General features: G+C 75.2%; 22 protein-coding genes, 1 pseudogene and 1 riboswitch. Of the genes and pseudogenes, 11 read left to right on the top strand and 12 right to left on the bottom strand.

What is annotated here, in order from left to right; all coding sequences use genetic code 11:
* Positions 1–40: 40 nt before the first annotated feature.
* Positions 41–433 (bottom strand): type II toxin-antitoxin system VapC family toxin, encoded by a 393-nt coding sequence (locus ACFO3M_RS11700; RefSeq protein WP_387988766.1) that lies wholly within the window; start codon positions 431–433, stop codon positions 41–43.
* Positions 430–660, bottom strand: coding sequence for a FitA-like ribbon-helix-helix domain-containing protein (locus ACFO3M_RS11705; protein ID WP_387988767.1), 231 nt, complete (start codon positions 658–660; stop codon positions 430–432). The genes ACFO3M_RS11700 and ACFO3M_RS11705 overlap by 4 nt, the downstream gene beginning before the upstream one ends.
* A 657-nt stretch (positions 661–1,317) precedes the next feature.
* Here ACFO3M_RS11705 and ACFO3M_RS11710 point away from each other — a divergent pair.
* The gene (locus tag ACFO3M_RS11710) at positions 1,318–2,049 is read left to right on the top strand and encodes an endonuclease/exonuclease/phosphatase family protein (protein ID WP_387988768.1); all 732 of its coding nucleotides are present in this window, start codon (positions 1,318–1,320) and stop codon (positions 2,047–2,049) included.
* Between the two features lie 63 nt (positions 2,050–2,112).
* Here ACFO3M_RS11710 and ACFO3M_RS11715 read toward each other — a convergent pair whose 3' ends face one another.
* Positions 2,113–2,490, bottom strand: a complete 378-nt coding sequence (locus ACFO3M_RS11715) for a type II toxin-antitoxin system death-on-curing family toxin (RefSeq protein ID WP_387988769.1) — start codon at positions 2,488–2,490, stop codon at positions 2,113–2,115.
* Positions 2,487–2,684, bottom strand: coding sequence for a ribbon-helix-helix protein, CopG family (locus ACFO3M_RS11720; protein ID WP_387988770.1), 198 nt, complete (start codon positions 2,682–2,684; stop codon positions 2,487–2,489). Before ACFO3M_RS11720 ends, ACFO3M_RS11715 begins: the two co-directional genes overlap by 4 nt.
* Before the next feature lie 254 nt (positions 2,685–2,938).
* On the opposite strand from ACFO3M_RS11720, the gene ACFO3M_RS11725 reads away from it, so the two are divergent.
* The 5 genes from ACFO3M_RS11725 to ACFO3M_RS11745 all read left to right on the top strand — a co-directional run bounded on the left by ACFO3M_RS11725 (position 2,939) and on the right by ACFO3M_RS11745 (position 6,682).
* Positions 2,939–3,751: a hypothetical protein gene (locus tag ACFO3M_RS11725; RefSeq protein WP_387988771.1), complete on the top strand. Its 813-nt coding sequence runs from the start codon at positions 2,939–2,941 to the stop codon at positions 3,749–3,751.
* 89 nt (positions 3,752–3,840) lie between these two features.
* Positions 3,841–5,235 carry a DUF4407 domain-containing protein gene (locus tag ACFO3M_RS11730; RefSeq protein ID WP_387988772.1) on the top strand — a complete coding sequence of 465 codons (1,395 nt, stop codon included), beginning with the start codon at positions 3,841–3,843 and terminating at the stop codon, positions 5,233–5,235.
* A gap of 57 nt (positions 5,236–5,292) precedes the next feature.
* Positions 5,293–5,565 carry a type II toxin-antitoxin system Phd/YefM family antitoxin gene (locus tag ACFO3M_RS11735; protein ID WP_387988773.1) on the top strand — a complete coding sequence of 91 codons (273 nt, stop codon included), beginning with the start codon at positions 5,293–5,295 and terminating at the stop codon, positions 5,563–5,565.
* Positions 5,562–5,852 carry a type II toxin-antitoxin system RelE family toxin gene (locus tag ACFO3M_RS11740; protein ID WP_387988774.1) on the top strand — a complete coding sequence of 97 codons (291 nt, stop codon included), beginning with the start codon at positions 5,562–5,564 and terminating at the stop codon, positions 5,850–5,852. The genes ACFO3M_RS11735 and ACFO3M_RS11740 overlap by 4 nt, the downstream gene beginning before the upstream one ends.
* A gap of 236 nt (positions 5,853–6,088) precedes the next feature.
* Complete coding sequence (locus tag ACFO3M_RS11745) at positions 6,089–6,682, top strand: VOC family protein (RefSeq protein WP_387988775.1); 594 nt, start codon at positions 6,089–6,091, stop codon at positions 6,680–6,682.
* Here ACFO3M_RS11745 and ACFO3M_RS11750 read toward each other — a convergent pair whose 3' ends face one another.
* The 4 genes from ACFO3M_RS11750 to ACFO3M_RS11765 form a co-directional block, all read right to left on the bottom strand.
* Positions 6,683–8,083, bottom strand: a complete 1,401-nt coding sequence (locus ACFO3M_RS11750) for an ADP-ribosylglycohydrolase family protein (protein ID WP_387988776.1) — start codon at positions 8,081–8,083, stop codon at positions 6,683–6,685.
* Positions 8,084–8,087: 4 nt separating this feature from the next.
* On the bottom strand, positions 8,088–10,418 hold the full coding sequence (locus tag ACFO3M_RS11755; protein ID WP_387988777.1) for a GDSL-type esterase/lipase family protein: 2,331 nt from the start codon (positions 10,416–10,418) through the stop codon (positions 8,088–8,090).
* Positions 10,415–11,464, bottom strand: coding sequence for a PASTA domain-containing protein (locus tag ACFO3M_RS11760; protein WP_387988778.1), 1,050 nt, complete (start codon positions 11,462–11,464; stop codon positions 10,415–10,417). Before ACFO3M_RS11760 ends, ACFO3M_RS11755 begins: the two co-directional genes overlap by 4 nt.
* A 169-nt stretch (positions 11,465–11,633) precedes the next feature.
* Positions 11,634–11,930: a hypothetical protein gene (locus tag ACFO3M_RS11765; RefSeq protein ID WP_387988779.1), complete on the bottom strand. Its 297-nt coding sequence runs from the start codon at positions 11,928–11,930 to the stop codon at positions 11,634–11,636.
* A 201-nt stretch (positions 11,931–12,131) separates the two neighbouring features.
* Between ACFO3M_RS11765 and ACFO3M_RS11770 the strand changes: the two genes are divergently transcribed.
* From ACFO3M_RS11770 to ACFO3M_RS11785, 4 genes are all read left to right on the top strand, one after another.
* Positions 12,132–15,404, top strand: a complete 3,273-nt coding sequence (locus ACFO3M_RS11770; protein ID WP_387988780.1) for a TM0106 family RecB-like putative nuclease — start codon at positions 12,132–12,134, stop codon at positions 15,402–15,404.
* Positions 15,397–15,822, top strand: a complete 426-nt coding sequence (locus ACFO3M_RS11775) for a hypothetical protein (protein WP_387988781.1) — start codon at positions 15,397–15,399, stop codon at positions 15,820–15,822. The genes ACFO3M_RS11770 and ACFO3M_RS11775 overlap by 8 nt, the downstream gene beginning before the upstream one ends.
* Positions 15,823–15,985: 163 nt before the next feature.
* Entirely contained in the window at positions 15,986–16,573 is a 588-nt protein-coding gene (locus ACFO3M_RS11780; protein WP_387988782.1) for an SHOCT domain-containing protein, read from the top strand.
* Positions 16,574–16,577: 4 nt separating this feature from the next.
* Positions 16,578–17,513: a PGN_0703 family putative restriction endonuclease gene (locus ACFO3M_RS11785; protein WP_387988783.1), complete on the top strand. Its 936-nt coding sequence runs from the start codon at positions 16,578–16,580 to the stop codon at positions 17,511–17,513.
* Between the two features lies 1 nt (position 17,514).
* Here ACFO3M_RS11785 and ACFO3M_RS11790 read toward each other — a convergent pair whose 3' ends face one another.
* The 4 genes and pseudogenes from ACFO3M_RS11790 to ACFO3M_RS11805 form a co-directional block, all read right to left on the bottom strand.
* Positions 17,515–17,796: an HNH endonuclease signature motif containing protein gene (locus ACFO3M_RS11790; protein WP_387988851.1), complete on the bottom strand. Its 282-nt coding sequence runs from the start codon at positions 17,794–17,796 to the stop codon at positions 17,515–17,517.
* Positions 17,770–18,555, bottom strand: a pseudogene (locus tag ACFO3M_RS11795) (DUF222 domain-containing protein); the annotation flags it as partial. The pseudogene ACFO3M_RS11795 and the gene ACFO3M_RS11790, both read right to left, overlap by 27 nt.
* A gap of 184 nt (positions 18,556–18,739) precedes the next feature.
* On the bottom strand, positions 18,740–19,657 hold the full coding sequence (locus tag ACFO3M_RS11800; RefSeq protein ID WP_387988784.1) for a carbohydrate kinase family protein: 918 nt from the start codon (positions 19,655–19,657) through the stop codon (positions 18,740–18,742).
* 58 nt (positions 19,658–19,715) lie between these two features.
* Positions 19,716–20,228, bottom strand: a complete 513-nt coding sequence (locus ACFO3M_RS11805) for a C40 family peptidase (RefSeq protein ID WP_387988785.1) — start codon at positions 20,226–20,228, stop codon at positions 19,716–19,718.
* A 33-nt stretch (positions 20,229–20,261) separates the two neighbouring features.
* Positions 20,262–20,346: riboswitch (cyclic di-AMP (ydaO/yuaA leader) on the bottom strand.
* Between the two features lie 402 nt (positions 20,347–20,748).
* Between ACFO3M_RS11805 and ACFO3M_RS11810 the strand changes: the two genes are divergently transcribed.
* A complete protein-coding gene (locus tag ACFO3M_RS11810; protein ID WP_387988786.1) occupies positions 20,749–20,907 on the top strand; it encodes a hypothetical protein in 159 nt (52 codons plus the stop codon).
* Positions 20,908–21,118 lie beyond the last annotated feature (211 nt).

Genomic DNA, 21,118 nt, shown 5'->3' on the forward strand with positions numbered 1-21,118 from the left:
GCCCTTGCGGGCCCCTTGCGCCCGGCTTCCCGCGCGGACGTCAGCCGATCGTCGTCACCGGACACCGCAGGCCCGGTGCGCGCGCCAGCCGGCGGTCGCCGGTGACCAGGCCGGCCCCGAGGATCTCCGCGAGCGCGACGTAGACCCCGTCGTAGGCGGTCACCGCGTGGCGGAGCTCCAGCGCCCGGTCGAGCAGCGGGTCGTGTCCGTGCCGGACCACCGGCAGCTCGCGCACCGCGTCGACCGCACCGCGTGCGGCGGCGTCGCTCAACCGCCCCCTCAGCGCGTGCCGACGGACGGCCGAGAGCACCTCGACGTCGAGGAGGTGCGGGGCGTGGGGCTCGTCCCCGAGCAGCGCGTCGCGGGCGGCCTGCCCACCCGAGCCGGCGTCCAGGAGCGCCGCGACGACCGTCGAGGCGTCGACCACGATCACCGGCCGTCGCGGTCGGCCCGGATGCCCTCGACCACCTCGTCCATCGGCAGCGGGATCCGCAGCGCCGCGGAGCGGGCGAGGACCTCGGCCATCGGCGACCGCTCACCGACGCGGCGCAGTTCGCGCAGCACGTAGTCGGACAGCGACATCCCCGCGGCGGCTGCGCGGCGGCGCAGCTCGGCGTGCAGGTCGTCGGGCACGTTGCGGACCTGCAGCATCTTGCCCATCCAGCGAGGCTACATGCGATCCGCATGCGCGGGATCGGTCACGGTGGACGGTCGGTCGGAGGCCTCGGTCGGTCGTCCCACTCAACCTTGAGCGGCCGACAGCGGACCACCGTCAGGTGAGCCGAGGACAGCGCCCTTTCCGCAGGTGAGTCGGCGGCGACCGTCCGCGGGATCCCGTCGTCCAGCGGGATCGCCGCGGCCAGGTCGTCCATCCAGGCACGGCCGTCAGGATCGTCCAGACCGACGGCGGACGGGGAGGCCAGGACGCGCTCGGCAAGAGCGGGCGGTCGGCCTCGCTCCACTTCGGCCGCGGACTGCGGAGGCCGCCGGCCAGCAGCAGGCGGGACGCCCACTCGACCAGCGGCCGACAGGCCGGCCAGGGTCCCCCTCCAGCCACGGGAGGCCCGGCCGGCTCGGCCACGCCGGTGACGGCGGTGGAGCAGCCGGCCGCGAGGACGCGGCGGCGAGCAGTGTGATGGTGGGACGAGCGCATGGGGGAGTGCTCCGGAGGCGCCTGGGGCTGTTGCCCGCACCCTCGGCTGCCGCGATTGCGGCGCCATTGCGTCTCGCCAACGCGGGTGACCGCCCCGCGCGCCGACGCCGTTCCGGTATCGGCAGGCGTCAGTGTGTCGGTGAACCGACCACCTGAGGAGCACCGTGCGCATCGGAACGTGGAACCTGCGGCTCTGTCCGAGCCCGTCGTCGGAGAAGGGCCAGAGGATCTCCGCCTGGCTCGATGACCAGAAGGCCGACCTCTGGTTGCTGACCGAGGTGCACCGTGACTGGGATCCGCGTGGTGGCCGTTTCCTCGCCTCGCCGCCCCGGAGCTTCGACGGCGACAAGCCGAAGCGGTGGGCCGGCATCGAGACGGGTCTGCCCGTGACCGCGTTGCCGGCCGGCGGTGAGCACCCGGGGGAGGAGGGGCTCGTCCTCGCCCGCGTCGACGTCGACGGGACGTCGGTCCTGGTCGCCTGCTCGGTCCTGCCGTGGAAGGGGGCTCATCAGTACTGGCACGGGCTCCCGACCGGTCACTTTGCTCAGTTCCACCTCGTGCTCCAGCACCACGTCGAGCGGATCCGCGGTGAGCGCCGTGCCGGTGAGCCGCTCGTCTGGGGTGGGGACTTCAACCAGCAGCTCCAGCGCCCCCTCGACGGGGCCACGGTCAAGGGGATGGCCGCGCTCCAGTCCGCGTTCGACTCACTCGGGCTGGTGGCCCTGACCGCGGGGGCCGAGCACCTCAACGGTCGGATGCGCTCGATCGACCACCTCGCTGTCAGCAAGCACTTCGACGGGAGCGCCGCACAGACGCACCGTCCGACGTGGCCCGACGGGAAAAACCTCAGCGACCACGCGGCCTACACGGCCGACGTCGTCCTGCCCCGGACATGACGGAGGCCGTCCCGCCGCGGTGGTGAGCCGCAGTGGGACGAACCGAACCCCGCGTTCGGGCCGTCACGTCCAGGGAGCTGTGCCCGCCCGGAGACGTCCGGAGATCGGCTCGACGTCGTCGAGCTGCCCCGAGGCGATGGCCATCACGAGCTCGTAGGCATCGTCGTTCGACAGGGTCAGTTGCATGCCGTTGAGGCCGTAGAAGGCGATGGTCGCGGCGAGCGAGAGCCGCTCGTGGCCGTCGACCAGCGGGTGGTTGCGGGCGATCGAGTGCAGCAGCGCAGCCGCCTTGTCGTGGATGGACGGGTAGGCGTCCTCGCCGAACGCCGTCGCCTGCGGTCTGGCAGCCGCCGCCCCCAGCAGACCGATGTCACGGACCTCGAAGGCGCCGAGTGTTCGCCCGGCGACGTGGAGCAGATCGTCGAGGTCGAGGTGGATCACCGGCCGAGCCGCTCCAGGGCTTCGGCACAGCGGGGGAGTTCCCGGTCGAGGACTCGATCGAGCAGCTCACGCTTGCTGTTCCGCTCGACGTAGTCGCGGACCGCCTGCCGCGCGACGTCCTGCATCGACCGGCCCTCGAGTTCTGCTCGACGTCGCAGAGCCTCGGTCTCCTGCTCGGTCAGGCGCAGTGTCATGGCCACACCCAGAGGTACCACCGGTGATACCAGAGCGACATGACACAGGCCGTCCTGCCGCGGCGACCGCCCGCTGCGGGACGGCCCTCCTCGGAGGGCGTCGGAGGGTGACGAACTCCATCTCGTCGGCCTCGTCGCCGGCGCGCTCGAGGACGACATCGATGACGTCCTGCTGGTCGACCCGATGGTCGTAGCGGGTCCCGGCGCCTGACGACACGCCAGGACGGAGTCGGATCGTTCCGTAGCGTGGCGGCATGGAGACGCCGGACCCGCAGCTCACGGCCCTCGTGGAGCGGTACGGCGACCACGTCGAGCGCGGGGCGACGGTGGTGGTCGTGCAGGGGCGGGAGATCCACCTCGGCGACATCGAGGCCCGCAGCGTCGTCTTCCGGCGCGACGACGGGCTCTACCAGGTCGACCGCTTCGACCGGGGGGAGCAGTGGTTCGAGATGGAGGCGGAGGCGCTCGCCGAGATCGAGCTCCTGATCGCCGAACGCTTCGGCTCCTCGGTGCACCGTCACCCCGACGCCTGGCGCTTCGACCTCGTGCAACGAGCCGACGGCCGCGTCGAGGTCCGCCAGGCCGGCCGCCTGCGGGCCACCTTCGCCGACCTGCACGGCGCCCGTGCCTTCTCCGGCTTCGCCGCCCTCACGCCGGCGGAGCTGGTCGCCACGCCGCCGCGGGTCGGCTACCGGGGGTGGGTGCCGCCGGTCGACGACGAGACGCGCGCCCTGGTCGACCGGCTGCGCCACCTCCGCCCGCTCGCCGTCGACGAGTACCGCTGCGAGGTCCCCCTCGACGACGTCCGGAACGGGCCCCGCCTCACCCGGGTCGGCGGCGTGTGGCACGTGTGGGAGGGCAACGACTACTCCGTCCCGGACCCGCCGACCCTCATGACGACGGCGGTCGACGTCCTCGAGCACCACCTCCGCCTCCGGTTCGCGGGCGAGCCGACGGCCGGTGAGCCCGTCGGGCATCTCGTGCGCGACGGCGTGGTGGTGGCCCGCGGTGCCGGCGTCACCACGGTCCTGCTCCGCGCCGTCGGGGGCGGCGTGGGACGCGTGTGACGACCGGGTCCTGACCACCGGCGGGACTGCCGATGCCTCGGGGGAGCGGCGGACGAACCACGACCCCCGGCGCTCGGGGAGTGCACGACATGGCTGGACGACGACGGCTCCAGGACCGCCTCGCGGTCCTCGGCGGCGCGCGGCCCGACCTGCTCGAGGCGGCGCCCGGCGCGCGGCCGCGGTTCGCCGCGCTCGGCGGGGTCCTGCTCAGCACCGGCGGCCTCGCCGTCGCCTCGGCGTCGTTCGCGCTGCACATGGCCCTGGGCGTCTGGTGGCCGTTCGCGCTGGTGCTCGGCCTCGGCTGGGGCGCCGTCGTGGTCAACCTCGACCGGATGCTGCTCGTCGGCATGGCGCACGACGCCTCGCTCAAGCGGAACCTCGCCCTCGCCGTCCCGCGCGTGGGGCTGGCGCTGATCCTGGGCGTCGTCGTCGCGACGCCTCTGACGCTGCAGGTGTTCCACAAGGAGATCGACGCCGAGATCACCGTCATGCAGGCCGAGGCTGCGGACGCGTACCGGCAGTCGCTGGAGGCCGACGCGCGCTTCGCCGGCCTCGACGAGCTGCAGGAGCGGGTGACGCAGGGGCAGGACGTCGTCGCCACGGGCGGGCAGAGCGACCCGGCGCTGGCCGCGGTGCAGGCCGACGTCGCGGCGAAGCAGTCCGCCTACGACGCAGCCCTCGCCACCCAGCGCGACCTCGAGGCGCGCGCCCAGTGCGAGCTCGACGGCACCTGCGGCACCGGCGACCCCGGCACCGGCGACGCCTACGTGCAGGCCCGCGCGGCCGCCGACGCGCAGGCCGGCGTCGTCGCCTCGGCCCGGGCGGCGCTCGACGACGCGCAGGACGCGGCGTCCGACGCCGAGTCGCGCAGTGCCGACCTCGCCGCCGCCTCGCTGGCCACCGACTCCGCCGAGCTGGCCCGGCTGACCGCCGAGCTCGATCGGCTGCAGGCCGCGTTCGACGCCACCAACGAGGGCTCCGGCGGCATCCTCCTGCGGCTGGAGGCGCTCGACCGGCTCAGCGACCACAACGCCACGCTCGCCGCGGCGAAGTTCATGCTGTCGCTGCTGTTCATGTGCGTCGAGATCCTGCCGGTGCTCATGAAGGTGCTGCTCAACTTCGGCCCGCCGACCGCCTACGACAAGCTCGCCTCGCTGCGCGACAGCGGCGACGTGGACATCGAGGAGATGCAGCAGCAGTCCCGGCGCACCGTGGCCGAGGCCAAGGAGGAGATGCTGGTCATGGCCGAGCAGGAGCGGCTGGACCGGCAGAAGGCCGCCATCCGCGCCCGCCACCTCGCCGCGCTCGCCCAGGCGCAGGTGGAGGCCGAGGAGGCCGCCCGCCCGGTGCCGCAGCCCGCGGCTCCGGTCGACGAGCCGGTGCAGAAGATCTGGGACACCGGGCCGATCCGCCTGGCCCGCTCGGCCGCGCGCACGATCCGCCCGCCCCGCCGCCCGGCCGGCCGGGCCACCTCCGGCGTCTGATCGGGGGCCGTGAACCATCCGAGGCGTTCTGGCCAGACTTCGGGCTAGAGTCGATCCGTGACGACCATCCCGCTCAGCGAGGCCAAGGACCGGCTGTCGGCGCTGGTCGAGGCCGCCGAGAGGACCCACGAGATCGTGACCATCACCCGTCACGGACGGGAGGCCGCCGTCCTCATGGCGAAGGAGGACCTCGACTCGCTGCACGAGACGCTGTACTGGCTCTCGCAGCCCGGCGTCCGCGAGGACGTCGAGCGGGCCCGCGCCGAGGACGAGAGTGACGAGACCACCCCTGGTGAGCAGCTGAGAGCCGAGTTCGGCCTCGACGGGTGACCGCGCCGTACGGGCTCCGTGTCTCCTCGGCGGCGCGGCGCCAGCTCGGCCGCCTGCCCGCCAAGGTGGCCATGGCTGTCGTCGAGTTCCTGACCGTCGTCCTGCCCGAGAACCCGGTGCGGCTCAGCAAGCCCCTCACCGGGGAGCTGACCGGACTGCGCAGCGCCCGGCGAGGGGACTACCGGGTCCTCATCGAGGTCAACGAGGCCCGGCGGCAGATCCTCGTGGTCCGGATCGCGCACCGCTCCGACGTCTACGGACCTCCTGCGCCGTCCGGCACGGACTGACGCCGGGGACCCGGGCCCTCGGCGTGCCGGGGTGGCGGACGCGCTGCGCCGGCCCGGATGCAGGTGGAGGACGCCGGCCGACCACTTCACACACCGCCCCACCCGCCTGACCCGCTCAGCCACCGCGCTGATCTGTCCCATCCGGCGTCCGCCGAGCCAGGTCGGCCGAAGGGGGCGGGAGGGTGTCGTCCGCGGGGGATGACGCTCCCCGCGCGGCGCGGCAGCACACTGGGACGGTGCTCGAGCTCGACCACGTGCTCTGCATGGTGGGTCCCGAGGACACCTGGGCGCCGCGGCTGACCGCGGCCGGCTGGGAGCTCGACCCCGGGACGGCGCACCCCGGTCAGGGCACCCGCAACCGGCGGCTCCTCCTCGCCGGGCACTACCTGGAGCTGGCGTGGGTCGAGGACCGCGCCGAGGCGCGGGACAACCCGCTGCGGCTGGACCGCCGGGCCGACTGGGCCACGACGGGTGCCAGCCCGTTCGGGATCGGGCTCCGCGGGCGACTCCCGCCGGAGCAGGAGCCCGCCTTCCGGCCGTACGCCGACCTCGGCTTCCCGATCTGGGTGCACCGCGACGACGAGCGCCACCCCGCACGTCCCCTGGTCTTCGTGCTCGACCTCCCGCCCCGTCGGCCCACCGGGTCCGCCTCGCCGGCGGGTGCCCTCCAGTGCGTGCACCACGCCGGTCCCGCCGCGGCGGACGTCCCCTGCTACGCGGGTCCGCGCCTCGTGCACCGGCCGGGCCGGCACCGGCTGGAGCTGGTCGTCGACGCCGGTCGTCCCGTCGAGGTGAGCGACCTGCTGGCCATCCGGGTCACCGACGTCTGACTACCGATGAGCCGCGAGGCGTTCCAGTGCGGCGGTGAACGACTCGTTCCACAGCCCGAGGTGCGGCCAGCGCTCGGCGACGTGCGCCGTCGCCTGCTCCGGCGTCATCCCGTGCTCGCGCACGAGCCAGGCGCGCAGCACCAGCCCGGTCCGTGACGCCCCGCCGTGACAGTGCACGAGCACCCGGTGGCCCTCGGCGCGCAGGGCGGCGAGGTCGTCGAGCACGTCGGCCAGGACGACGTCGACGTCGACGTTGTGGCTGTTGTCGGCGATGTAGGCCATCCGGTGCAGCGTGTGCGGGAACGGCTCGGCCAGCCGGCACAGGCTGATGACGGCGAAGTCCTCCCCGGAGTACCGCGCGCCGTCGAGGTTGCCCGCCCAGATGCCCGGCAGCACCTCGGCCGGGCCGATCCGCGGGATGACGCCCGTCTCCGCCTGGAAGAACTCCTTGCCGTCGAGCGCGGCGGCCAGCGGCAGCAGGTCGGGCAGCCGCCACACGCGGTCCCCGTGCCCGGGCACCCGGCCGTGCACCACCGACGCCCACCGCATCGGGATGCCGCCCATCCCGTACACCGCGCCGGCCAGCCCGCCGGCCACGCAGGCGACCGTGTCGGTGTCGCCGCCGAGGTCGACCACCAGCCGCAGCACGTGCGGGAAGTCCCGCCCGTGCCGCAGCGCCCACAGCGCCTGGCCGAGCGTCGGCCACACCGCGCCGTTGGACTCGGTCGCCATCGACGGCTCCCAGTCCGGCGCCAGGACGGCGGCCCAGCGGTCGCGGTGCTCGTCCGCGACGAGCGCGAGCGCCGCGGGGACGGCGGCCAGCGGGTCGCCGCCGTCGAGCGCCACCCGCACGAGCTCGTGGAAGACCGCGCAGCCCTCGCCGGCCGCCGGGTCACCGTGGGTGAGCGCAGAGAGCCGCCGGGCGGCGTCCACGGTGGCGGCGGTGCCGGACCGGGAGAACCAGATGGCCGCGGGCGTCGTCCGCATGAGCGAGCCGTTGCCGGCCGCGCGTCCGGTGCGCGCGAAGTGCTCGGCCGCCGCACGGTCCCAGGGCAGCCCGGAGTCGAACACCGCCCGGGTCTGCACGCCGATGTCCGGCGGCCCGGCCGCCGCCCAGGCCGCGAACCGGTCGAACACGTCGGCCTCGTCGAGCCCGTCCCGCTCGACCAGCGAATGCGCCACGAGCAGCGCCATCTGCGTGTCGTCGGTGAACTCGCCCGGCTCCCACCCCAGCGACCCACCGCCGCACATCTCGGTGGTGGACCCACGAGCGTCCGTGGGGAAGCGGGCGGAGAACGCCCCGGCCGGGCCGAACTCGAACGGCGCCCCGAGCGCGTCGCCCACGGCCGAGCCGACCAGCGCGCCGGCCACGCGGTGGGAGCGGTGCAGTCCTGCGGTCACGGGCTCAGTCTGCGCGACGGCGGCGCAGCGCCCGCCGCACCACCAGCGCACCGGTCGCGGCGAGCACCAGCCCGAACCCGGCCAGCAGCAGGCCCGGCGCCAGGGGCGGCGACCCGACGGTCATCCCGACCGACCGCTCCAGCGGCGTCCCGTCGGCGGCGGTCCCCGAGACGGTCAGCGTGTGGTCGTCGCCGGGCGCCAGCGTCCGCGGCACCCTGACGACGACGTCCACCGCGCCCTGGTCGTCGGACCACACCGAGGCCAGGGTCTGCGCCGTCGAGCGCACCACCACCAGCACCGGCGTGTTCGGCTCGTACCCGCCCGACCGCACCCTCAGCTCCGCACCCGGGTCGACGGTGAACGGGTCGGCGCCGTCCTGCAGGTCCACTGACCCGTCCTGCGCGAACCAGCCGTCGTAGAGCCGGGCCACGCCGTCCACCCAGGTGTGGTGGTGCTCCCGCGGCCGCGCTCCCTCGCGCGGGTCGGGCACCGAGTGCGACCAGCGGGCGAGCGCCGCCGCGATCGCGCGGTAGCCGTCCGCGGTCGGGTGCACGAGCTCCTGCTTGGCCTCGGCGGCCAGGCCCGACAACGCGTTGCTGCCCCGGTCGGGGAGGCCGACGATCCAGCGGTCCTCGGAGCAGATCGTGTGGGCCGGGCGCACCGCCTCGACGACGTCGGCCGCGTACTGCAGTCGCGAGTCGCCGACCGCTCGCACCGCCCCCTCGATGGCGCCGTTGAGCGCGCCGAGCAGCCACTGCACCGACCGCAGCTCGTCCTCGTCGAACCGCAGGCTCTTGACCCCGTAGACGGTAGCCGTCGTGCCGCTGCACCCGGTGCCCACGGCGCCCGTGGGCACCACGCCGACGTAGGGGAGCACCACCAGGGGCGCGACGCCGGTGTCGGCGAGCACCTCCTCGTAGAGGTACCGCAGGTCGGTCTGCAGGTCGGCCAGCCGCTGGGTCCACCAGCCCCGGTCGCCGAGCCGGCCGCCGCAGTGCTCCTCCGCCGCGCAGTCGACCACGATGTCCTCGAAGCCGATGTCGTTGCCGCCCATCGTCATCAGCACCAGGTCGTAGTCGTCGACGTCGACGAGCTGGGCGGCCTGCGACCGGACGTCGCGGTCGGCCTGCGGCTCCCGGTAGTCCTGGATCACGGCGGCCGAGCAGGCGAGGTTGGTGACCTCCGCGTCGGGCAGCAGCTGCTCGGCGTAGGTGTGCGGGCTGCGGTGGCAGCGGCCGGCACCGCGGTCGTAGTCGCCGGCGCCCTCGCCGGAGCTGTAGGAGTCGCCCAGGACGACGGCGTGCCGGGTGTCCTGCAGCCACGGTGCCGCGTCGGCGAGCGAGAACTCGCGCACCGAGATGCTGCCCGCCTGCTGCTGCGGCCGGACCTGCGCGCCGGACACCCGCAGCGTCCAGTCGAACTGCGTGGGCCCGCCGCCGCCGTCCAGCGAGGGGTACGCCGTCCACGACACCGTCGTCGTGCCGCCGGCGGCGACGTTGCCGAGCACCCGCAGCGGCCGCAGCACCGTCGGGCTGCCGCCGTCGGCGCCGGGGTCGAAGACCAGCGACGCCCGGACGTCGCGCGCGAGGACGGCGGAGGCGTTGGCGACGGTCGCGGTGACCGTGATCGCCGCGCTGGACGACGGCGAGTACGTGGCCGGGGCGTCGACGTCGAGGGTCAGCCGCGGCGCCTGTGTGGCGGCCAGCCGCTCGCCGAGCTCCGCGGAGTCCCGGACGTCGGTGTAGGTGCCGCCGGTGGCGTCGGCGATGCAGCGCAGTTCGTCGGCGCCGGCGTCGTCGATGCGGAAGCCGACGGTGTCGACCGTCAGGTCGAAGCCCTCGTCGACCAGCCGCTGCGCGACCGGGCACGGCGGGTCGCAGGTGCTCTCGCCGTCGCTGACCAGCACGATCGTCGCCGCGCCGAAGCCGGCGTCGCGGACGTCGTCGGCCGACGCCTGCAGCGCCTCGGCGGTGGGCGTGCCACCGTCGGCCCGCAGCGCCCGCACCACCGCGCTCATCGCGCCCGGGTCCCGCTGCGCGACGTCGACGTCGAGGTGCCCGGTGCCGCAGTCGCCGGCGCCGGCGGGGTAGGTGCGCATGCCGATCCGGCTCGACGGCGGCAGCTCCTCGAGCAGTTCGAGGATCGCGGTCTTCGCGCCCTCGATCTTCACCGTCCCCTCGTCGTCGGACTCCGCCATCGACCCCGACGTGTCCACGACCAGCATCACCGGGGCGTCGACCGGCAGGGTCGAGCGGTCGGCGGGTGCGGCGGCCGCCGGGCCGGCGCCGGCGAGGACGAGCAGCAGTGCGACGGCGGCCGCGCGCAGCGTCCTCACGAGCCGGCCAGGGTGTCGATGGCGTCGGGGGCGCCCACGACGCGCGGGTCGCCGAGGACGACCGTCCCGCTCGTGGTGGAGGTCGCCACCACCTCGACGGTCAGCTGCAGCACCCCGCCGACCGGCACGGCGAACGGGGTGGCGGCGCCGAAGCGGACGTCGGCGCGGAACAGCTCCCGCCCGTCGCCGCGGACCACCACCGAGCCGGTGAAGCCGGCGTCGCCGCGGTCGAGGACGCCGACGGTGCCCTCGACCGTGGTGCCCAGCCGGTCGAGCAGGTAGGTCGTCCGCCGCGGGGAGGAGCCGGCCGAGCAGGACAGCGCGTGCCCGTACGTGGTGCCGTTGCTGGCGGCCTCGCCGATGCCGCAGCCGCCCTCGGCGTCGAGGTCGGTGAGGAACACGCTCGACGGCGGCCCGGCCACGGTGAGCTGCAGCTCCTTGGGCAGCGGGCTGCCGGCCGGCGGGTCGAGCGCGAGCACGGTGCCCTCGGCGACGGCGGGGTCGTAGGTCCGCACGACCCGCGCGGCGACGCCGAGTTCGGTCAGCGTGGCGACGGCGGCGTCGCCGTCGGTGGCCACGAGCGCCGGCACGGTGCCTGAGACGGCGACGTAGAGGGTGACCGGTCCGGCGCCCGGGCTGCCGCCGACCGGGTCCTGCCGCACCACGCTGCCCGCGGGCAGCGCCGACGGCGTGTCCACGGTGGACAGCGCGGCGGGGTCGAGGCCGGCGTCGGCCAGCGCCTGGCGGGCGTCGACCAGCGCCAGGCCGCGGACGTCGGGCACCTCGGCGGCGGTGCCCGCGTCGTCGGTCGGCGCGTCGACCACCTGCACCGTGGTGTCGGCGAGGTCGGGCCGGTCGACCGCGGCGTGCGTAGTCCAGCCGATGCCGGCGCCGAGCACGAGCACGCCGAGCAGCAGCAGGACGACCCCGCCGACCGCGAGGCCGCGCCACCTCCGGGGGCCCGCCGGCGCGGGCGGCTCCGGCTGGGCCGGTGGCCACGGCGTCGCCGCGCCGGCGAACGGGTCCCACGATCCGGGCTGGCTCATCTCGACCCCCGTCGACCGCCGGCGGGTGCAGCCCCCGCCGTGCGCGCGGGATCGTCACAGCCGCGGCCGCCAGGCCCGCCCGGACACGCCCACCCGCCGCACCCCGTGATGGAGCTGGGACGGACGTGCCGGCGGTGTCGCGGAGGAGGCGTGTGCCCCGCCCGGGACCTCAGACGGTGGCGCCCGCGGCCCAGCGGCGGGCGGAGCGCGCCAGCAGCCACGTCCCCGCGACGACGAGCACGCCGGCCGCCAGGAGACCCAGCGAGATGGCCCGGTACTGCTCGAGGAAGGACGAGCAGGCGTGGGCGGGGTCGAACAGGTCGCCCGGATGAGGCCGTGCGCCGGCCGGGAACCACGCCGTCCCGCAGGTCGCCACGTCGCCGAGGTCGCCGCGGACGCGTCGCGGCAGGACTCCCACCCACGTCCCCAGCGCCAGCAGCAACCCACCCAGGACGTGTCCCGCCACGTGCCTCTTCCGCACCGTCCGCTCCCCTCGGTCGCCGGAAGTTACCTGCCCCGACCGGCGCTGCATGGGCGACGCGGGACCGAGCCGGCGTGTGGCCGCCGGCAGTCCGGGGAGTGCGATGAGGTCCGTGGGACGGACGTGCCGCCCGCTACGGCGCGGGGAGTCCTCGGTGGCGCCGTCACGTGAGACCGTCCCGTCTCGATGTACCGCACCGACGGCTCCCTGGTCCTGAGCCCCACCGACCTGACCCGCCACCAGGCCTGCGCACACCTCACGACGCTCGACCTCGCCGTCGCCGACGGCCGGCTCGAGCCGCTCGCCGAGGGCCCGGGCGACCACGCCGCGCTCATCGCCGACCTCGGCACCGAGCACGAGATGCGCTACCTCGACGCGCTCGAGGCCGAGGGGCGCAGCGTCGTCCGCATCCCGGCCCGCTTCGACGCCGCCGGCCGCCGCGAGGCCGAGGCGATGACCCTGCAGGCCATGCGCGCCGGCGTCGACGTCATCTCGCAGGCCGCCTTCTTCGACGGGGTCTGGGGCGGCGCGGCCGACTTCCTCCTGAAGGTGCCCACGCCGTCGGCCCTCGGGAGCTGGTCGTACGAGGTCGCCGACGCCAAGCTCGCCCGCCGCGTCAAGGTGCCCGCCCTGCTGCAGATGGCCACCTACGCCGAGCGCCTCGCCGTCCTGCAGGGCAGGCAGCCCGACCGGATCTGCGTCGTCACCGGCGACGGCGTCACCAACCCGTGGCGGCTGGTCGACGTCGCCGCCTACGCCCGCCGCGCCCGCGCCCGGCTGACCGCCTTCGTCGCCGACCCGCCGGCCACCGAGCCCGTCCCCGGCCCCTACTGCAGCCAGTGCACGTGGAAGCCCAAGTGCGACGCCGAGCTGCAGGAGGCCGACGACCTCTCCCTCGTCGCCGGCATGCGCCGCGACACCCGCGACGCCCTGCGCGCCGCCGGCGTCACCACCCTCGAGCAGCTCGCCGAGGCCCCGCCCGAGACGCTGAAGGCCGCCCGCATCGGCGCGGCCACCCGCGCCAGGCTGCAGGAGCAGGCGCGCCAGCAGCTCGACGAGCGCCGCACCGGCGTCCCCAGCCGCACCCTGCTCCCGCCGGCGAAGGACCTCGGTCTGCTGCGGCTGCCCGAGCCCAGCGACGGCGACCTCTACCTCGACTTCGAGGGCGACCCGCACTCCGCCGACGGCGCGGGCCTGGAGTACCTCGCCGGCGTCGGGCGGCGCGACGGCAGCTTCACCGCGCTGTGGGCGCACGACCCCGCCGCCGAGAAGCGGATGGTCGCCGACCTGATCGACCTGGTCCTGGACGCCTGGCGCGCCGACCCCGGCATGCACGTCTACCACTACGCCGCCTACGAGATCAGCGCCCTCAAGCGGCTCACCGGCCGGTACGGCGTCCGCGAGGCGGAGCTGGACCAGCTGCTGCGCGCCGAGCGGTTCGTCGACCTCTATCCGGTCGTCAAGCAGTCGATGCGGATCAGCAAGGGCTCGTACTCGATCAAGAAGGTCGAGGCGTTCTACGGCCGCGAGCACACCGGCGACGTCGCCGACGCCATGGGCAGCGTCATCGCCTACGAGAAGTGGCTCGCCGACCGTGACCCGCAGCGCCTCGTGGACATCGAGCTCTACAACAAGGACGACGTCGACTCGACCCGCGAGCTGCACGACTGGCTGGAGATCCAGCGCGAGGAGCTCGAGCGGGAGTTCGGCGGCCAGACGCGGCCGGTGCTGTCCGAGACGACCGGCCCGGCCGAGCGGTCGGAGGCCGAGACCGAGGAGCTCGCGCTGGTCGAGCGGCTGCAGGCGGCCGGCCACGGCCTGCTCGGCGACCTCGTGCAGTGGCACCGCCGCGAGGCGCGCCCCGGCTGGTGGGAGTTCTTCGCCCGCAAGGACCTCGACGACGCCGCCCTGGTCGAGGACGGCACGGTGCTCGGCGGGCTGTCGGCGCCGGTCGAGGTCGGCACCGAGAAGCGGTCGAAGCTCTACGCGTTCTCGTTCCCGACGCAGGACACGAAGCTGTCGGTGGGGTCGAAGGTGGTCGACGTCGACACCCGCACGCGCGTCGGGGAGATCCGCGAGCTCGACGCCGTCGAGGGTCGACTCGTCGTCAAGTCGACGAAGGAACCCACGCCGCGCGCCCTCGGCCCGGAGGGGCCGATCGACGACAAGGGCATGCGCGAGGCGATCGCCGCGACCGCCCTCGACGTGCTCGCCGGCCGCGACTGCCTCGGCCAGGCGCTGCTGGAGCGGCGGGTGCCCGCGGACTGCCGGCGGCTGCCGGGGGAGGAGGCCGGCGACGCCGTCGTCCGGCTCGGGCTACGGCTCGACGGCGAGGTGCTCGCCGTGCAGGGCCCGCCCGGCAGCGGCAAGACCCGGGCGGCATCGCGGCTGATCCGGGCGCTGCTCGACGCCGGCAAGAAGGTCGGCGTCGCGGCGACCTCGCACGCCGTCATCAGCAACGTGCTGTCCGCCGTCGGCCGGCCCGCGCTGCAGAAGTGCGAGGAGAAGCAGGCCTGCGGCGCGCCGGGCGTGGAGTGGTCGCGGGACGGCAAGGAGGTCGCCTCGCGGCTGCTCGACGGCGACGTGTCGCTGGTCGGCGGGACGGCGTGGTTCTGGACGCAGCCCGACCTCGCCGAGGCCGTCGACGTGCTCGTCGTCGACGAGGCGGGCCAGTTCGCGCTGGCCAACGCCCTCGCGGTGGCGCGGGCGGCGAGGTCGCTCGTGCTGCTCGGCGACCCGCAGCAGCTGGCCCAGCCGACCCAGGCGGTGCACCCCGGCGACTCGGGGCTGTCCGCGCTGGAGCACCTGCTCGAGGGGCACCCCACCGTGCCGGAGGGCCGCGGGATCTTCCTGGACACGACCTACCGGATGCACCCGGCGCTGACCGCGTTCGTGTCCGACCTGGCGTACGAGGGCCGGCTGGAGTCGGCGGCGCTGCGGGAGCGGATCACCGTCCGGCCCGGCGGGCTGGTGTCGGGGGCCGGGCCGGCGGTGCGGTTCGTGGAGCACACGGTGGCCGCGTCGGCGTCGTCGACGGAGGAGGCGGCCGAGGTGGCCGCCGTCTGGGAGTCGCTGCAGGGCGTCGGCTGGGTGGACCACGAGGGCGCCGAGCGGCCGATCGGCCCGGACGATGTGCTCGTCGTCGCGCCGTACAACAACCAGGTGGCGCTGATCCGCTCGCTGCTGCCCGACGGCGCGCGGGTGGGGACGGTCGACCGGTTCCAGGGCCAGGAGGCGCCGGTGGTCGTCTACTCGACGACGTCGACGTCGGCCGACGAGGCGCCGCGCGGGGTGTCGTTCCTGTACGACCTCAACCGGCTCAACGTGGCGGTGTCGCGGGCGAAGGCGCTGGCGGTGGTGGTGATGAGCCCGTTGCTGCTCGACGCCCAGGTGCGGACGCCGGAGCAGCTGCGCCAGGTCAACGCGATGTGCCGGCTGGCCGAGATGGCCGGTGTCTGACACCGCGGAGCTCGCCGCCCTGGTCGGGGTGGCGCCCGACGTGCTGGTGCGGGCGCTCGGCGACGGCTGGACGGAGGTCCCTGGGCCGCCGCACGAGCGGTGGTTCGTGAGCGGGGAGCCGGCGCAGGTGGCGGTCGGCTGGGACGGGTTCGGCTTCACGCTGGCCCGTCCCGAGCCGCGCTGGTCCGGACCCGCCGAGCTGGTGTGGGAGTTCGTGGCCGACCGCCGGTTCTCCTCGGACGAGGTGCTGTACGAGCGCGCGGAGCTGGCCGAGGCGGCGGAGGAGGTCGCCCGCAGGCGGCGGCGGACCTTCCGCTGGTGCCCGGTGTGCCGCCAGGTCAACGCCCGCGAGCACGTGCACGACAACACCGGGCTCTGCATGGCCTGCGCGGAGCGCCACCTCGGCGTCCGGTACTGAACCGACGCGAGGGTCGATCGCCCTCAGCGGTTCCTCGTGAGGTGACTGGGACGGCCGGGGGAGACGTGCCGGACCGCGCCACCGGGTCCCACGGCCCCCGGGGATCCGTCCTTACCGTCGTCCGGAGTCCGCGCCCACGCGGGCCGGAGCGGACAGGAGCACCATGGCCGAGCAGTTGCGTCCCGACATCGCCGCCGCGGCGGCGCGCATGTCGTCGACGATGGGCAGGAGGAAGGAGATCCGCGGGCTCGCCGCCCACCTGTGGCCGGGTGAGCGCGTCGAAGCCCTCGCTCCTGCCGTCCTCGGGACCAGCCAGGGTCTGCTCGCGCTCACGGACCGCCGCGTCCTCTTCGTCCGCGACGGGTGGGGTGGTTCGAGCATCGACGAGTACCCCCTGCTGCGCCTCGGCTCGATCCTGTGGGACGCCGGTGTCCTGACGGGGAAGCTGACCGTGCAGGACGGCGGCCGCAAGGTCACCTACACGTCCGTGCCGAAGGCGGACGGCGGCCCCTTCGTGGACCAGGTCCGCTCCGCGGTCAGTGCGCTGCTCGTGCCGCCGGCGCAGGTGGCTCCGGCAGACCCGTTCGTCAAGCAGGCGCCCGCCCCGGCTCCGCAGCCGGGCCCTGCCGGTGACGGCGGCTTCCCCGCGGTCGTCGAGCAGTTGCGCCAGCTGGCCGAGCTGCGGGACGCGGGCGTCATCACCATCGCGGACTTCGAGGCCAAGAAGGCCGAACTCCTGGCGCGGATCTGACGTCGTGACCGACAGCGTCATCTCCGTCGTCCGGTCGGACGGCCCGGTCACCCGGCGGGAGCGGCGGCGGCAGTCGGACTTCCGCGAGCAGGTGCTCGGCCTGCCGGCCGGCACGTGGAAGGGCCGGCCGCTCGGGAACCACCTCCGCGAGGAGCACGGCGACCGCAACTTCCTCTCACCCGAGGCAGCGCGGTACGCGCGCGCACGCGCCGAGGTCGTGCGCGACGAGGGCGGTCAGCTCGAGCGCTCGCGGCTGTTCACCAACATGCTCAGCTCGATGCCGCTGGCGTTCAGCGTCTTCGGGCACCTGCGCGCCCACCGTGAGGCAGCCGCGATCGTGATCGGCCGTCTCCTGGACCTGCCGGTGACGGGACTCGAGCGGGTGGACGTCGGCGACCGCGTCATCGACGGCATCGAGTGCGAGTGGGCGCCGGCCCCGCGCGAGCACCTGGGGGACGGGTCGGCCTTCGACGCCGTGCTGTCGGCCCGGCTGGCCGACGGCCGGAGCCTGCTCGTCGCCGTCGAGACCAAGTACGTGGACGGCTTCAGCCGGGACCCCGGTCCGGAGAAGGACGGGCGGCGCCGGGAGAAGGACGCCAACTACCGCCGGCACTGCGAGCGGTTCGGCATGGCCGACGGCGCCTTCGACCGCCTCGGCGAGTACCCGACCCGGCAGCTGCTGCGGAACGTGCTGCTCACCGAGAGCGTGCGCCGCGGCGGTTCCGCGAGTGGTCCGGAGTGGGACGCGGCGGTGACCCTGGTCCTCGCCCGGGACGACGACGAGGGCGCCCGCGAGGTGGTGCGCCGGCTCGATGCCGACCGCGGTGCCCTGCCGACGCACGTGCTCTTCCGCGGACACGGCGACCTCGCGGACGCCGCGGCGGCGGTGCCGGAGCTCGAGGACTGGGCAGCGCTCTTCCGCCGCCGCTATCTGTCCTGAGTCAGGCGGCAGGAGAGAGCAGTGGCGCCGGGGTGGTGATCGCAGTGCCGTCCGGTCGGTAGGTGCGCCATCGGCCGTCCGGTTGTCGTTCCACCCGGAAGCCGTGGTGGACCTTGGTGTGGTGGCGCTCGCAGAGCAGCGCCGAGTTCTCCAGCGAGGTGTCGCCGCCGTCGATCCAGTGGGCCAGGTGGTGGACATCGCACCACCACGTCGGCGCCCCGCACCCGGCGAACACGCACCCGCCGTCGCGCAGCTCGGCCGCCTTGCGGATGTGGCGGCTCATCAGCCGCTGCGCCCGGCCCAGGTCCAGCGGTGCGCCGTCGGGGCCGAACACCACGCGGGACACCGCGCCGTCGCAGGCCAGCCAGCGGGCCCTCGCGGCGGAGATGGTGGCGCCGAAGCCCATCCGCCCGGCGTTCGGCCCGCCGGCCGGGTCGACCAGGTCCGCCACGTCGATGACGACGGCGATCTGGGGCTTGTGCCCGCGCAGCGTCGGCAGGTTGCCCGAGGCCAGCACGTTGTCCGCGAGCTGCACCAGCGCGTCCCCGAGGCGCTGGGCGCGGGTGCGCCCGTCGCCGGCGGGCCGGTCGGCCTGCACGTGCGCCTCGAGTGCGCCCTGCAGCCTCTCTCCGCCGACCGCGTCCAGGTGCCCGCGGAAGGACAGCGACCCGTCGGCGTGCCGGGACAACGTCAACGACCGCCCCTCGGTCGGATCCGGCTCGGGCCCGTCCGGGTCGAGGGCGTTGCAGTAGTGCTGGACCACCGCGATGAGGTCGGCGTGCGGGCGCTCGACCGCGACCCCGGTGAACACCGCGTCGATGACGGCCAGGTCCACCCCGGCGGCCGCGGCGGCGGTGAGGCGTTCGGGTGTCACCGCCCGCGCCGCGACGGCGACCTGCTCGGCGGACACCAGTCCGGCGTGGTGCGCCTCGGCGAGGGCGGGCAGGTGCTCCAGTGCCCGCCCGGTGCGCACCAGCCGCGCGGCGGCGGCATCGGAGAGCCGGCAGTGCCCGCGCAGCCAGGAGGCCATCGACGTCAGCCCGTCCCGCTCCGGCGCCTAGGACAGCTCCGCGGCGCGGACCGCCCGGGCCAGGCGGGCGTCGATCCGGTTGCGCTCGGCGACCAGCGTGGCGACGTCGTCGAGGACGTCCCCGCTCCCCGGCTCACCCGAACACATGATCGAAGTCCAGCCGGTCCGGCGGCCTCTCGCAGCACGAATTCCCAGGTCAGGCGCCTGACAGTGGCGGCTGACCGCCGACCACACCCGCCACCACGGCGGCCGCCGCGTGGCCGGTCCGGACGGCGTCCAGCACGGGCACGCCCGCGCGCCAGCCGGTCAGCAGCCCGGCCGCGAACGCGTCCCCGCAGCCTGTCGTGTCGCGCGGTCCGCCCGCCGGCAGCGGCTCCACCGGGACCTCCACCGTGCCCGCCGCCGTGACGACCCGGGTCGGCCGGGCGCCGGCGTGCACCAGCACCAGCGGCGGCGCCCAGGTGGGCAGGGCGCTGTCCAGGCCCAGGGCCGTGGCCTCCGCGGCGTCGCAGCAGAGCACGTCCGGACGCAGCCCGGCGAGCAGCTCCACGTAGCCATCGGCACCGTGTCGCTCGATCCGGGCGGCCGCGGCGACGTCCGCGCTCACCGGCACGCCGAGGTCGTGCGCCGTGCCGGCCGCGGCCCGCACCGCATCGGGGAAGCGCAGCAGGTCGTAGCCGTCGAGGTGGACGACGGCGGCGCCGGCGAACCACTCCGGCCGGACGTCGGCCGGCTCCAGGCCGCCCTCGCCGCGGTCGGTCAGCACCGTGCGCTCGCCGTCGGCATGCACGAGCACCGTCGACAGCGGCGCGCGCCCGCGGCGGACCACCGCGAGCTCGACGCCCCTCCGAGCGAGACCGGCCAGCAGCCCGTCGGCCAGCGGGTCGGCGCCGGCCCAGCCCGCGAACCGCGCCGGCGCACCTAGGCGGGCCACGCCGGCGGTGACGTTGGCGGGGGCGCCGCCGGCCGTCGTCGTCCGCTCGACCCGCTGCTGGCCGCCGGCCACCAGCGGCGCGGACAGCTCGAGCAGCTGGTCGGCGACGAGCTTGCCCACCGCCACCACCGGCCCGGGGCCGGCCGGCCGCGGCCAGGCGGGATCGCCGGCGGACACCACCCGAGGACGGTTCGGTGCCCCCGGCCGGGCGAGCCGGCCGGGGACACCGTTCCGCGCGTCAGGCGACGCGGCGCGCGCCCACGTACTCCGGCATCGAGTCCAGGCTCACGACGGCCACCGGCTTGCCGGCGGTCGAGGCGTGGACCATCTGGCCGTTGCCGATGTACATGCCCACGTGCGACACGGGGCTGTAGAAGAACACCAGGTCGCCCGGCTGCAGGTCGGCCTTCGCCACCGGGGTGCCGAACGTCGACTGGGCCTTCGAGGTGCGCGGGATCGAGACGCCCGCCGCCTGGTAGCTGTAGCTGGTCAGGCCCGAGCAGTCGAACGAGTTCGGGCCGGTGGCGCCGTACACGTACGGGTCACCGACCTGGGCCAGGGCGGTGTCGACGGCGGTCTGGGCCGCGCCGTTGGGAGCGGCCGCCGGTGCGGCGGCGACCGTCGCGGTACCCCCGTCGCCCGCGGCGGCCGACGCCGGGAGGGGTGAGAGGGCGATGCCGGCTCCGGCGATGGCCGCGACGGCGATGCCGCGGAACGAACGACGGGCGGTGGACGTGCGTGCAGTCGTCATCGACGACGGTTCTCCTGTTCTCCGCGACCGCCTACCGGGTTAGCTGACGGGTTCGGGCGGAGGAGTCGCCCGGCGCGACGGAGCGCGCTTCACCCCAGTGCTCACGTGGGTCCCCGGTCCGGGCGCCGGCCGGCTGCCGGCCGCCTGGTTCGGCGTGTCCGGCGGGTGTCACACGGGAGGTGACTGAGGGCCGGCCGGACCGCGACGACGGTAGGGAGGGGTGTTGCAGCGTTCAACCGGATCGCATCCGCGCCACGCCCGGCCGCGAGCCGCGGACTTGACGCGGGCCGCGGATCCGAATCGCCCGTCCCACCAGCGCAGGAGCCGTTCCCTCCGCCGCTCGACCTCCGACACGCAGGCGCCGACACGCCGGGGCGGACGAGAAAGGGCGCAGCGGTGCGTCCGCACAGCGCGTCAGCGGCCCACCACGACGGGAGCGGGGAAGCCCCGGGGATCGCGACGGTTGCGCCGCCCGTTGACGGGGCACCGGAACCAGCAGTCGAGAGGAGGGAGTCCCCCCATGGGCATGATGAGGAACCTGATCGCCTCGGGCGTCGCCGCCAAGGTCGTCCAGGAGCTCCGGAAGCCGCAGAACCAGGCCAAGATCAAGCAGTTCATCCGCGACTTCCAGGCCAAGAACGCGAAGGGCGGCAAGGGTCAGGCCGGTCGCGGCTACTGACCTGCGAGCGCGACCGCGGCCCCCGTCCCCCACCCAGGACGGGGGCCGCGGCGTGTCCGGGGGGACCGGCGAGGCGACCGGGGCACTTCGTGACCGTCCCGCTACGACGCCGTGCCGGACGTCCCGGGGAGCACCGTCCCGCCGTGGCACGCTCCCGCGGTTCCTCCCGCGACGGCGGTGCGACTGCACCCGCCGCGGGTCCCTCCAGCAC

The sequence above is a fragment of the Geodermatophilus arenarius genome (assembly GCF_042654585.1).
Taxonomy (GTDB): domain Bacteria; phylum Actinomycetota; class Actinomycetes; order Mycobacteriales; family Geodermatophilaceae; genus Geodermatophilus; species Geodermatophilus arenarius.

What these genes read in the sequence shown, in the direction of transcription:
- ACFO3M_RS11790 (WP_387988851.1), bottom strand. Translation starts at nt 17,796, where the DNA reads ATGAGCCGCCACATCCGCAAGGCGGCCGAGCTGCGCGACGGCGGGTGC.
- ACFO3M_RS11780 (WP_387988782.1), top strand. Translation starts at nt 15,986, where the DNA reads ATGGCCGAGCAGTTGCGTCCCGACATCGCCGCCGCGGCGGCGCGCATG.
- ACFO3M_RS11705 (WP_387988767.1), bottom strand. Translation starts at nt 660, where the DNA reads ATGGGCAAGATGCTGCAGGTCCGCAACGTGCCCGACGACCTGCACGCC.
- ACFO3M_RS11810 (WP_387988786.1), top strand. Translation starts at nt 20,749, where the DNA reads ATGGGCATGATGAGGAACCTGATCGCCTCGGGCGTCGCCGCCAAGGTC.
- ACFO3M_RS11760 (WP_387988778.1), bottom strand. Translation starts at nt 11,464, where the DNA reads ATGAGCCAGCCCGGATCGTGGGACCCGTTCGCCGGCGCGGCGACGCCG.
- ACFO3M_RS11725 (WP_387988771.1), top strand. Translation starts at nt 2,939, where the DNA reads ATGGAGACGCCGGACCCGCAGCTCACGGCCCTCGTGGAGCGGTACGGC.
- ACFO3M_RS11720 (WP_387988770.1), bottom strand. Translation starts at nt 2,684, where the DNA reads ATGACACTGCGCCTGACCGAGCAGGAGACCGAGGCTCTGCGACGTCGA.
- ACFO3M_RS11805 (WP_387988785.1), bottom strand. Translation starts at nt 20,228, where the DNA reads ATGACGACTGCACGCACGTCCACCGCCCGTCGTTCGTTCCGCGGCATC.
- ACFO3M_RS11770 (WP_387988780.1), top strand. Translation starts at nt 12,132, where the DNA reads ATGTACCGCACCGACGGCTCCCTGGTCCTGAGCCCCACCGACCTGACC.
- ACFO3M_RS11730 (WP_387988772.1), top strand. Translation starts at nt 3,841, where the DNA reads ATGGCTGGACGACGACGGCTCCAGGACCGCCTCGCGGTCCTCGGCGGC.